The following is a 12,141-nucleotide window of genomic DNA, read 5'->3' as shown; positions in this document are numbered from 1 at the left end:
GCGTGCATAGGCGAAATGGGCCGGCCTTGCCGCGCTTTGGTGCGCGCGCGCACCGCGGCGTGCATGGGTGCAGGCACGCGCGGCGCGATGCCCGATCTGGAGGACACACGTATGGGAAATACTACGCTCACGATAAGCAGCAGGAATTATTCGTCGTGGTCGCTGCGCGGCTGGCTGCTGACGAAGTTCAGCGGCTTGCCGTTCGAAGAAGTCGTGGTGCCGATCGACGACCCCGCGACGCGCGCCGAACTACTGCTGCTGTCGCCGTCGATTCTGGTGCCATGCCTCGTGCACGACGGCGTCAAGGTCTGGGACACGCTGGCGATCGCCGAATATCTGCACGAACTGAAGCCGCAAGCCGCGCTGTTGCCGCACGAGATCCGCGCCCGCGCGCATTGCCGCTCTATCTGCGGCGAGATGCATTCGGGGTTTGCGTCGCTGCGCTCGGCGCTGCCGATGAACCTGAAGGCGCATTTCCCGGGCTTCAAGGTATGGGCGCGCGCGCAATCGGATATCGAGCGGATCGTGACGATCTGGCGTGAATGTCTGAAGGAGTACGGCGGCCCGTTCCTGTTCGGCGAGCGGACCGCCGCGGACGCGATGTACGCACCGGTGGTTACGCGTTTCGTGACCTATGACGTGCAACTCGATCCGGATATGGTCGAATACGGGCAGCGCATCATGGCGCTGCCCGAAATGCGCGAGTGGATCGCGCTCGCGCGTCAGGAGGTCGAGGAGATCGATGAACTGGACGTCGAGTTCTGAGCGCGGCGGCCGCCGTCCGCCGCCATCCGCCGCCGCCGTCCACATTAAGCAGATCCGTCAGCCGCGCTCGCCTTCGAGCTTGAACACGCTGACCAGCTGCGCGAGCCGCGCAGCCTGCTCGCGCAATTCGGCCGCCGCGGCTTCCGCATCGACGACGATCGTCGCATTCTGCTGCGTCGCCTCGCCGATCTGCGTGACCGCCAGGTTGACCTGCTCGATGCCGCCCGACTGCTCGCGCGACGCGACATTGATCTCGCTCATGATCGCGCGGACCTGACCGACCTGAGTGACGATTCCCTGCATCGTCGCGCTCGCTTCTTCGGCGATGCGAAAACCGCTGTCGACGTTCGCGCTCGACGCCGCGATCACCCCCTCGATCTCCTTCACCGCCGCCGCGCTGCGCTGCGCCAGCGCGCGTACTTCCGACGCGACGACCGCGAAGCCCTTGCCGTGCTCGCCCGCGCGCGCCGCTTCGACGGCCGCGTTCAACGCGAGGATGTTGGTCTGGAAGGCGATGCCCTCGATCACCGTCGTGATCTCGGCGATCTTCTGCGACGAGCGGCCGATCTCGCCCATCGTCGACACCACGCGCTCGACCGCGCGGCCGCCTTCGAGCGCGGCGTCGGCGGCGTGGGTGACGAGGGTGTTCGCTTCGGTCGCGTGATCGGCATTCTGCTGCACGGTCGACGTGATCTGCTCCATGCTCGCCGCGGTCTCTTCGAGGCTGCTCGCCTGGGTCGCGATGCGCATCGCGATGTTGCCGCTGCCGGTGGCGATCTTCTCGGTGCCCGCCGACATGTCGGCCGACGCGTTGCGCACCTGCGCGACGATGCGCGCGAGGCCTTCGCCGATGCCGTCGATCGCCAGCATCAGGCGGCCGATCTCGTCGGCGCGCGCGCGGCCGTGCTGCGCGACGCGCACGCTCAGATCGCCCGCGGCGAGACGCTCCGACGCACGCGCGGCTTCGTCGAGCGGACGGCTGACGAGCCGCCGCACCGCGACGAGGAACACGATCGCGAACAGGCCGACCAGCGCGAGGCCGAGCAGCAGGAAGGCGTTGCGGGTGCGCACGACCTCGGCCATCACTTCGTCGCGCGGCGCGACGCCGCCGACGAGCCACTGCCACTCCGGCACCGTGACGAACGACACGAACTTGTCGCGCGCGTCGCTCTCGCCGAGCGTCGCGTCGGCCGAGCGGTAGTCGAGCTCGCCCTGCTTCATGTCGAGCATGCGCTGATACGGCGCGTTGGCGTCGTCGGCTTTCTGGCCCGCGGCAGCCGGATGCACGAGCAGCTTGCCGCGCTCCGCGCCGCTCGACGCGTCGAGCACGAAGTAATAGCCGCTCGCGCCGATCTTCAGCGCGTGGATGCCGTCCTGGACCGACTGGATCTCCTTGTCCACGTCGACGCCGACGAACAGCGCGCCGATCACGCGGCCGCTCGCGTCGGCGATCGGCCGGTACTGCGTGATCATGCGCTTGCCGAACAGCATGGCGAGGCCGGTGTACGAGCGGTTCGCGAGCAGCGGCGCATACGCCGGCCCGTTGCGGTCGAGCAGCGTGCCGACCGCTCGGGTGCCGTCCTGCTTCTTCAGCGAGGTGGTCACGCGCACGAAGTCGTCGCCGCTGCGCGCAAACACGGTCGCGACCGCGCCGCTGCGTTCGAGGAACTGGTCGGGAATCGTGAAGTCGAGATTCAGCACCTTGCCGCCGGCCTTGAAAGTCGGCGTCGCGGTGCTCCCGATGTCGACTTTCTGCGTGTCGTCGAGCGAGAAGTCGGTGGGCAGGAAGCTCGCGAACAGCGCCATCGACCGATCGACTTCGGCCGACAGCGCCTTGTCGAACAGCTCGATCATCGCGGCGATCGAGCGGTCTTTTTCGGCGATGCGGGCGAGCACCTGGTCGCGCACCTGGTCGCCGGCGGCGCGCGCGAGCGCCCACGCGAACGTGCTGAAAATCAACGCGACCAGCACGCACGAGAGCACGGCAAGCCGCGCGCCGACGCTGGCGCGGCGCAAGAAGAGAGAGTTCATGGGCAGGCGCGAAAAGGGGACAGGCGACGCGCGGGTCGGGCATGGCCGCGAACGGCATCGATTTACTGGTTTACGGCTCGGGAGACGGCGGCTTTAGGGCGACTGAAAGCCGTTCGTAATGGGTTGAAAGGGGCCACAAAAAACCGGCCCCGAAAAAGGGACGAGGCGGAATGCCGAAGGTGTTGCTGCGTTGCTCAGCGCGCCGGATCGACGGTTCGGCCGGGCGCGCTTCGCCACGTCCGCAACAACAACGCATTGGTGACGACGCTGACGCTCGAAAACGCCATCGCCGCGCCCGCGAGCATCGGATTCAGCAAGCCGAACGCGGCCAGCGGAATGCCGATCAGGTTGTAGACGAATGCCCAGAACAGGTTCTGCTGGATCTTGCGCCACGTTCTGCGCGAGATGTCGATCGCGTCGGCGACGAGCGCCGGGTCGCCGCGCATCAGCGTGATGCCGGCGGCGTGCATGGCGACGTCGGTGCCGCTCGCCATCGCGATGCCGATGTCGGCGGCGGCGAGCGCGGGCGCGTCGTTGATGCCGTCGCCCGCCATCGCGACGATGCCGGCGTGGCGCATCTTCAGGTCGCGGATCACGCGGGCCTTGTCGTCGGGCAGCACCTCGGCGTGGAATTCGTCGATGCCGAGCGCCCGCGCGACGCTCACCGCACTGCCGCGATTGTCGCCAGTCACGAGCACGCTGCGGATGCCCATCTGCGCGAGCCGCGCGACGGCCGCGCGCGCGGTCGGCTTCACCGTGTCGCCGAACGCGATCAGCGCGAGCGCTTCGGGGGCGTGAGGCGCGCGCGTCATCAGCCACGACACCGTGTTGCCCGCCGCTTCGAGTTCATGCGCGCGCGCGGCAAGCGCGGTCGGCAGCGCGATGTCGAGCTCGCGTAGCCAGCGCGTGCTGCCGAGGGCGAGCGTGCGGCCGTCGACGTCGGCTTCGACGCCCCGGCCGGCGACGGCGCGAGCGGCGGTGGCGCTTGGCCCGCCCTCGTGTTCGCCGGCCATTTGCCCGAGCTGAGCCTCGTGCGCGCGCATCACCGCCCGCGCGAGCGGATGATCGCTATGCCGCTGCACCGCCGCCGCGAGCGCGAGCGCTTGGTCGCGGCTCAAGCCGCCGATCGGCTCGAACGCCGTTACCGATGGTTGGCCGAGCGTCAGCGTGCCGGTTTTGTCGAACGCGACGATCGACACGCGATGCGCGATTTCCAGCGCTTCCGCGTCCTTGATCAGCACGCCGTGGCGCGCGGCGACGCCGGTGCCGGCCATGATCGCGGCGGGCGTCGCGAGGCCGAGCGCGCACGGGCAGGCGATCACCAACACCGCGACCGCGTTCAGGATCGCGGTTTGCGCGCCCGCGCCGGCGAGCAGCCAGCCGATCAGCGTCAGCGCGGCGAGCGCGAGAATCGCCGGCACGAAGACTTCGCTGACGCGGTCGACGAGCCGCTGGATCGGCGCCTTCTCGGCCTGCGCGCTTTCGACGAGCCGGATGATGCGCGCCAGTGTCGTCTCCGCGCCGATCGCGGTGGTCGTCACCACGAGCGCGCCTTCGCCGTTGATCGAGCCGGCCGTGACGGCGTCGCCGGTCTGCTTCGGCACCGGCAGGCTTTCGCCGGTGATCAGCGCTTCGTCGATATGCGTGCGGCCTTCGAGCACCGCGCCGTCGACCGGTACGCGCTCGCCCGGCCGCACGATCACGACGGTGCCGACCCGCACCTGCGCGAGCGGCACCTCGCGTTCGCCGGCGCCGTCGCGGATGCGCGCGCGCTCGGGGCGCAGCGCGTTGAGCGCGCGGATCGCGTCGGTGGTCTGGCGCTTGGCGCGCGCCTCGAGCCACTTGCCGAAGCGCACCAGCGTGATCACGACCGCCGATGCCTCGAAGTACAGATGCATCGTGTCGCCCGGATGCATCGCGAGTTCGTAGACGCTGATGCCGTACGCCGCCGATGTGCCGAGCGCGACCAGCAGGTCCATGTTGCCCGCGCCGGCGCGCACCGCGCGCCAGGCTGCGCGATAGAAGCGCGCGCCGAATACGAACTGCACGATCGACGCGAGCACGAATTGCAGCCAGGCTGGCAGCATCGCGTGGAGGCCGAACCATTCGCCGAACATCGGTGCGACGAGCGGCAGCGTCAACAGCGCGGACGCAACGACGCTCGCGAGGTCGCGGCGGGTTTGAATCCGCTTGCGGTCGACGACGGGGGCGTGGGTCGTGTCGAGGATGTCGCTTTCGTCGCCGGACGCGGCGATAGCTGCCGTTGTCTCGGCTGGAGCGGCAGCAGCGGGCGGCGCGCTCAGCGTCGCTTCGTAGCCAGCTTTTGTGACAGCGGCGATCAGCGCGCCGCTATCGGCGGATGCGGTGCCTTGCGGATGAACGGTGGCGGTTTCTGTCGCCAGATTGACCGACGCGCGCGCGACCCCAGGCACCTTCGCGAGCGCTTTTTCGACGCGCAACGCGCAGGCTGCGCAGCTCATGCCGCCGATCTCCAGTTCAATGGTTCCCGGCGTGGCGGCGGGTGTCGCGGTTTGCGTCGCGCTTGGCGCGGCAAGCTCGGCGTTCGCGACCGGCGTCGCTTCGTATCCGGCCTTGCGCACGGCATCGGCCAGTTGCTGAGGCCCGAGCGTCGCGTCGCTTTCCACGCGGGCGCGCTCGGTCGCGAGATTCACCGACGCGCGCGCCACTCCCGGCAGCTTGGTCAGTGCTTTTTCGACGCGGCTCGCGCACGACGCGCAAGTCATCCCGCCGATGTCGAGTTCGACGACGCGCGTGGGCGAAGAAGAAGCGGCAGCGTCGGCGGGGCGCTGCGGGTTGGCAAGTGCGGTCATGGCAGGCGAGGCTCTTGGCGGCATTGGGCCGCATCGTGGATCCAGTATCAACCTTCCCATGACGGGAAGGTCAAGGCCGGATTATGCGGCCGCCGTCAGAACGCCGGCGGCGCATCGAGCATCGCCTGTCCCACCGCCTTCTGTTGATCGCCGTCGCGCGCGAGCAGCGTTTGCGCGGCGCCGCGCCGGTCTTCGGCCGCCTTGTTCTGCCCGAGCTTCCATTTGCCGACGAGCCGCGTTACCTCGATCTCGATACCGACGATCGCGCCGAGCATCTGCGCGATGTAGTCGGCGGGCGCGTCGCCCATCTTCCATGGCACCGGCTCGCCGGCTTCCATCTCGCGCGTGAGTCGCGCGACGAGACCGCGCACGAACGATTCATCGTCATGCACCACGATCCTGCCATGTGCATGCACGACCATATAGTTGTAGGTCGGCACCTGCTTGTGCGTTTCGTGTTTGCTCGGATACCAGCTCGGGGAAATATAGGCGGTCGGCCCCTGGAAGATCACGAGCGCTTCGGGATGGGTCGCGGCTTCCTGCCAGACGGGGTTCGCCCGCGCGACGTGCGCGCGCAGCACCAGGCGTGACGAATCCGCCGCATCCGCCTGCGCCTCGAACGGCAGATGATTCGCATCGAGCCCGTTGGGGCCGTGCGTAATCAGCGCGCCGAACGGGTGCTCGGCGATCAGGCGATGAAGAACCTCCGGACGGTTCTCTTCGAAATGGGCGGGCATGTACATTGAAGTATTCCGAATGCAGGACGACGAAAGAGTGGAGGCGAACGGCCAAGCTGGCGGATCGACGAATGCGCGAATCAAAAAAGCATGGCGCGCTCGCGCGAGCCGTTGGCGCAGGAACATAATGTGACAGCGGCGCCGATTGTCACATCGGTGACGCGCCTGCGCGCTGTCAGCCACAATTCCCTGCTTTGTGCTTGCCTGGCTAGCAAGGATACGATACAACGCGATGTTGTCGGAATCGCAATCCGCGGACTCGCTGCGCAGTGTTTCGGGAGAACTGCGCATGCATCAGGCGCTGCACACCGGCATCCCCCATAGGACCGCACGTTCCGCACTCTGAACGAATGATAAAAAATCTCCGAGAACTGTTTTTGCTTCAACGAACCTGCGCGTCGCTCGCGGGTCTGGCACTGCTGGCCAGCTGTGCGTCGACCCCCACCGCGACGCAACAACGCACCGGCTGGATCAAGGACGAAGTCGCCGACTCCTACGTATTCGGCTATCCGCTCGTGCTGATGAGCGCCGCGCGCGATGCGGCGGTCGGCACCGAGCCGGGTCAGGCGCCTTTCAACACGCTGCGTCACGCGCAGGCGCTGCCGCCGATCGGCGCGACCAATCCGCCGCAGCCGAGCCTCGACACGCTCGACTCGACCGGCTGGCTCGACCTTGCCGCCGAGCCGGTGATCCTGGCGCTACCTGATTCGCATGGCCGTTACGTCGATGCGCGCGTGCTCGACATGTGGACCAACGTCGCGTGGTCGACCGGGCCGCAGTTCGCCGCGGGCACGGGCACCGCGAAGGGCTTGCGCGCGCAGACGATCGCGTTCGTCGCACCGGGCTGGAAGGGCGAACTGCCGAAGGGCGCAAAGCGCGTCGAAGTGCCGACGCGCAACGCATGGATCAGCGTGCGCATCCAGTCGAACGGCGCGCGCGATCTGAACGCGGTGCGCAAGCTGCAGCACGCGATCCGTCTGGAGCCGCTGAGCGTGTTCGTCGGCGACGCGGAGCCGGCGGTGCCGCCGCGCGGTTACGCAAGCGGCGTCGCGGGCCCGAGCGGCACGCCGGCGCAGCAGGTCGCCGCGCTCGACGCGAGCGGCTTCTTCGGCCGTCTCGCCGACGCGTTGCCTGACAATCCGCCGACACCGGCCGATCCGCACGCGCTCAAATTTCTCGCCGACCTCGGCGTGACGCCGGGCGATCCTGTGAAGCTGCCGAAGTCATCCGATGCGCTCGCGGCCGGTCTCGCCGACGGTCGCGATCGCGTCGCGACGCCGCCGTCGAATCTGCTGAGCGCGAACGGCTGGAGCTGGTTCGGCGATGCCGTCGGCAACTACGGTCCCGACTATGGGTTGCGCGCGTATGCGGCAAGCACACAGTTGGGCCTCGGTACGAAGGACGACGAAGTACGCGCGTTCGTCACGCAGGACAGCGACGGCAACACGCTGAACGGCGCGAATCGCTATGTGATCCACTTCGCGGCGAACCAGTTGCCGCCGGTGCGCGGTTTCTGGACGATCACCGCGTATACGAAGGATGGCGCGCTGAGCGAGAACGCGCCGGCGCGGCTTGCGGTTGGCGATCGCAATGGCGCGCGTCGCAATCGCGATGGTTCGCTCGACGTGGTCGTGTCGTCGACGCGCAGCCGGACCGGTAACTGGCTGCCCGCACCGCGCGCGGACATGCAACTGGTGCTACGCCTGTATGCGCCGAAGCCGCAAGCCACCGACGGCAGCTGGCAGCCGCCGCCGGTCGTGCGGCAATGATGTGAACGGCGCGCGGGCAAACCGCGCGCCGTCCGGTTTCGTTATCTGACGCTCGCGAAAATCTCGTTCGCGGGAAAGCCAGTCAGTCAGCAGCACGAATCGTCAAGGCGGGTCTGACATTCCTGTCTAACCATTGATTCACGCCTTATACTGCCGCTTGCGGGATCTCTGTTTTTCGCGGCGGGCTTGCCGCCGCATTCCTCCACATCGAGCATGGCAAGCCTCAATAAAGCATCGTTAGCCTCGTCCATACAGACCGTGCGCGCAGTCGCGCAGTCGCGCCGTACGCGGCGGATTCTCGTCGGTCTGCTGATCTTCGTCGTCGTGTTCGGTTTGCTCGGCTTTTTCGCGGCGCCGCCGCTGATCCGCCACATCGCGAGCCAGCAACTGAGCAAGCAGCTCGACCGGCCGGCGTCGATCGGCCGCATCGCGCTCAATCCATACACACTGCGTTTCGAGGCCGACAACGTGCATATCGGCGAGCGCGGCGGCGCGGGCGACTTCGTCGATATTTCGCGGCTCATCGTGAAGCCGTCGTGGAGTTCGCTGTTTCGCGGCGCGCCCATCGTCGACGAAGTGCAGGTCGATTCGCCGCGCTTTCATATCGTTCGTCTCGATGCGCAGCACTTCAATTTCAGCGACCTGATCGAGAAATTCGCGAATCAGCCGGCAAAACCGAACAGCAAGCCGACGCAGTTCTCCGTCTCCAACATTCGTGTCGAAAACGGCCAGATCAGGTTCGACGACCGGCTGCTCGGCACGAGCCACGTGATCGATCAATGGAAGCTCGGCATTCCGTTCATCGCGACGCTGCCGTCGAAGACCGATATCTTCGTCGAGCCGCTGCTGCGCGCGCGCATCGACGGCGACAGTCAGCTCGCGATCGACGGCAGGACCAAGCCGTTCGCGGCATCGCGCGAGTCGGAAGTGTCGCTGCGCTTCGATGAGCTCGACGTGCCGAAGCTGGTGTCTTACGTGCCGTCGAAGCTGCCGGTGATCGTGCAGTCGGGCAAGCTGTCCGCCGACCTGAAGCTGAACTTCGAGATGTCGAACGACACGCCGTCGCTGCGCGTCGCCGGCACCGTCGATCTGAACGACGTCAACGTGCAGGATCAGGGCAAGGCGCCGTTTTTCGCGGCGCGCGCCGTGCATGTGGCGGCGGCATCGCTCGAACCGTTGAAGAGCATCTATCACTTCGACGATATCCGCATCGACGCGCCGAGCGCGAGCCTCGCGCGCAACAAGGACGGCGTATTGAGCGTCGAGCATATGTTCGCGCCCGCGCCGGAAAAAACCACGGCAAAGGAAACCGCGGACGCGAATGCCAACGCCAAAACCGCCGCTGCCGAAAAGGCGGCCCCGCCGTTCGACGTCGCGATCAAACGTTTCACACTCAACGACGGCACCGTGAACGTACACGACGAAGCCGTGTCGCATCCGGTAGACGCCGGGCTGCAAAACCTCGCGGTTACGCTGACCGATTTCTCGACGCTCGCGTCGGCGCCAGCGCACTTCACGCTGAACACGAACCTGAAGAACATTGGCGGTTCGCTCGCCGCCGACGGCACGGTCGGCCTCGCGGCGAAGACGGCGAGCGCGAAGCTCGATCTGAAGTCGCTGAAGCTGCCGCCGTTGCAGCCGTATCTGGATACCGCGATGTCCGCGCAGGTGCTGGACGGTGCGTTGTCCGCGACGACGAATATCGACGCGAACTGGTCGAAGTCGCCGATGGCGCTGACGGTCGCGGACACGCAACTGGACATGCAGGCGGTGAAGCTCGCGGCGCGCGGCGGCAAGACGCCGGTGATCTCGCTCGCGCAGGGCAACGTGGTAGTCAAACAGGTCGACGTCGCGGCGCGCACGGCCGACGTGACGAGCGTAGACGTAACCGGTCTCGCGGTCGACGCGCAGCGCCTGAAGGACGGCACCATCAATCTGGATGCGCTCGCGGGGGCGCATCAACAGGCGACGGAGCGCACGGCGATCCACGCGGCGAAACAGGCGCAGGCCGAAGGCCCCGCATGGCGCTACAAGATCGCCGAATTGACGCTCAAAGACGCGACCGCCGATTTCACCGACAACACGACGCCGCAGCCGGTCAAGCTGAGCTTTACGCCGGTGCAGCTGAAGGTGCGGCAGATCAGCGACGACTTGGGCCGTCCGCTGCCGGTCGACCTGCAGGCGACGTTGAACAAGAAGGGCACACTCGCTGTGAAGGGCGACGTGACCGCGACGCCGCTAAAGCTGGCCGTCAAGATCAACGCGAACCAGCTCGACGCGGCCGCGTTCGAGCCGTACTTCGGCAGCAACCTGAACGCGACGCTCGCGAGCGCGCTGCTGAACGCGAACGGCGATCTCGCGGTCACCCAGGCTAAGTCGCTGAAAGCGAACTTTCGCGGCGACATGGCGCTCGTCGCCGTGCGCATGCTCGACAAGGTGACGTCGGACCCGTTCGCGGGCTGGGGCTCGCTCGCGCTGTCGAACCTGAAGGCCGATTACGACGAGCACGGCACCGTCGTCGACGCGGGCCGCGTGACGTTCTCGAAGTTCTATGGACGTGTACTGCTCGACGCGCAAGGCAAGCTGAATCTGAGGGATGTGGTCGCGCACGAGGGCGGTACGACGCAGTCGCTAACGCGCGACAAAAGCGGCTCGCACCCGATTCCGCTGACGCCCGAGGCGGTGTCTGAGGCAGTCGCGGCGTCGGCGCCGGTCGCGGCATCTGCTGCAACGCCCGGCAAGCCTGCCGCCACGGCCGTCGCCAGTGCCAGTGCCACGGCCGCGAGGCCGCCAGCAAACCCGGTCAAGATGCACTTCGGGAAACTGGTGTTGCAGCAGGGCCGCGTGACCTATACCGACAACTTCGTCAAGCCGAACTACACGGCGAACCTTGTCGCCATTCACGGCACGATCGGCGCGTTCGGTACGGAATCGACGACGCCCGCGCCGGTCGACGTCGCCGCGAAGCTCGCGGCCAACGGTCCGCTGACGATCCGCGGCACCGTCAATCCGCTGATCGCGAAACCGGCGCTCGATCTGACCGCGAGCGCGCACGACATCGAGCTGACCAACCTGACGCCGTATTCGGCGAAATACGCGGGCTATCCGATCACGAAGGGCAAGCTCAACGTCGATTTGCATTACAAGCTCGAGAACGACCAGTTGAACGCGAACAACCACCTGTTCATCGATCAACTGACGTTCGGCGATCACATCGACAACGACACCGCGACCAAACTGCCGGTGCGTTTCGCGATCTCGCTGCTGAAGAACTCGCGCGGCGAGATCGACGTGAACCTGCCAGTGTCGGGCTCGTTGTCGAACCCCGAGTTCAGCATCGGCGGGCTGATCTGGCATGCGGTGCTCAATCTGCTCGAAAAGGCGGTGACCGCGCCGTTCTCGCTGATCGCGCACGCGTTCGGCGGCAATGGTGAGGACCTCGGTTACGTCGAATTCGAGGCCGGCTCGGCGACGCTCACCGATGCCGACAAGCAGAAACTCGACACGATCGTGAAGGCACTTACCGACAAGCCGTCGATCCGCATGGACCTGATCGGACGCGTCGATCCGAAGGTCGACGAGCCGGCGCTGCGCACGCGGTACGTCGATCAGTTGGTCAAGCGGCAGAAGATCAAGGACACGGTCGGTAATGGTGAGAGCGTCGATCCATCGACGGTCACGGTCGATCAGAAAGAGTACGACAAATATCTGACCAAGGCCTACAAGTCCTCCGACTTCAAGAAGCCGCACAACTTCATCGGCATGACGAAGACGCTGCCCGACGACGACATGAAGAGCGCGCTCGCGGCCAACGCGCCGATCGACGACGCGAGCTTGCGGCAACTCGCGCAGCGGCGCGCGCAGAGTGTGCAGCAGTACCTGCAAGGCAAGATCGACAGCAGCCGCGTGTTTATCGTCGCGCCGAAGATGAATGCCGACGACATCAAGGACAAGGGTGCGACGACGCGGGTCGATTTCGGCTTGAAGTGATGGAGGAGTCGCGGCGCA

Annotated in this window: 6 protein-coding genes; 3 read left to right on the top strand and 3 right to left on the bottom strand. The window is 66.7% G+C overall.

Features of this window, described 5'->3' with window-relative positions; all coding sequences use genetic code 11:
* Window positions 1-111 precede the first annotated feature (111 nt).
* The gene (locus tag HDG37_RS19810; protein WP_184050582.1) at window positions 112-765 is read left to right on the top strand and encodes a glutathione S-transferase family protein; all 654 of its coding nucleotides are present in this window, start codon (window positions 112-114) and stop codon (window positions 763-765) included.
* A 57-nt stretch (window positions 766-822) separates the two neighbouring features.
* Here HDG37_RS19810 and HDG37_RS19805 read toward each other — a convergent pair whose 3' ends face one another.
* The 3 genes from HDG37_RS19805 to HDG37_RS19795 all read right to left on the bottom strand — a co-directional run bounded on the left by HDG37_RS19805 (window position 823) and on the right by HDG37_RS19795 (window position 6,370).
* Complete coding sequence (locus tag HDG37_RS19805; RefSeq protein ID WP_184050580.1) at window positions 823-2,796, bottom strand: methyl-accepting chemotaxis protein; 1,974 nt, start codon at window positions 2,794-2,796, stop codon at window positions 823-825.
* A 194-nt stretch (window positions 2,797-2,990) separates the two neighbouring features.
* On the bottom strand, window positions 2,991-5,627 hold the full coding sequence (locus HDG37_RS19800) for a heavy metal translocating P-type ATPase (protein ID WP_184050578.1): 2,637 nt from the start codon (window positions 5,625-5,627) through the stop codon (window positions 2,991-2,993).
* Between the two features lie 95 nt (window positions 5,628-5,722).
* A complete protein-coding gene (locus tag HDG37_RS19795; RefSeq protein ID WP_184004367.1) occupies window positions 5,723-6,370 on the bottom strand; it encodes an FMN-binding negative transcriptional regulator in 648 nt (215 codons plus the stop codon).
* A 344-nt stretch (window positions 6,371-6,714) separates the two neighbouring features.
* On the opposite strand from HDG37_RS19795, the gene HDG37_RS19790 reads away from it, so the two are divergent.
* Window positions 6,715-8,133: a DUF1254 domain-containing protein gene (locus tag HDG37_RS19790; RefSeq protein ID WP_184050576.1), complete on the top strand. Its 1,419-nt coding sequence runs from the start codon at window positions 6,715-6,717 to the stop codon at window positions 8,131-8,133.
* 213 nt (window positions 8,134-8,346) lie between these two features.
* Entirely contained in the window at window positions 8,347-12,123 is a 3,777-nt protein-coding gene (locus HDG37_RS19785; RefSeq protein ID WP_184050574.1) for a DUF748 domain-containing protein, read from the top strand.
* Window positions 12,124-12,141 lie beyond the last annotated feature (18 nt).

Source organism: Paraburkholderia sp. MM5384-R2 (assembly GCF_014201025.1).
Classification (GTDB): domain Bacteria; phylum Pseudomonadota; class Gammaproteobacteria; order Burkholderiales; family Burkholderiaceae; genus Paraburkholderia; species Paraburkholderia tuberum.
This window is presented reverse-complemented; position numbering and strand designations above follow the sequence as displayed.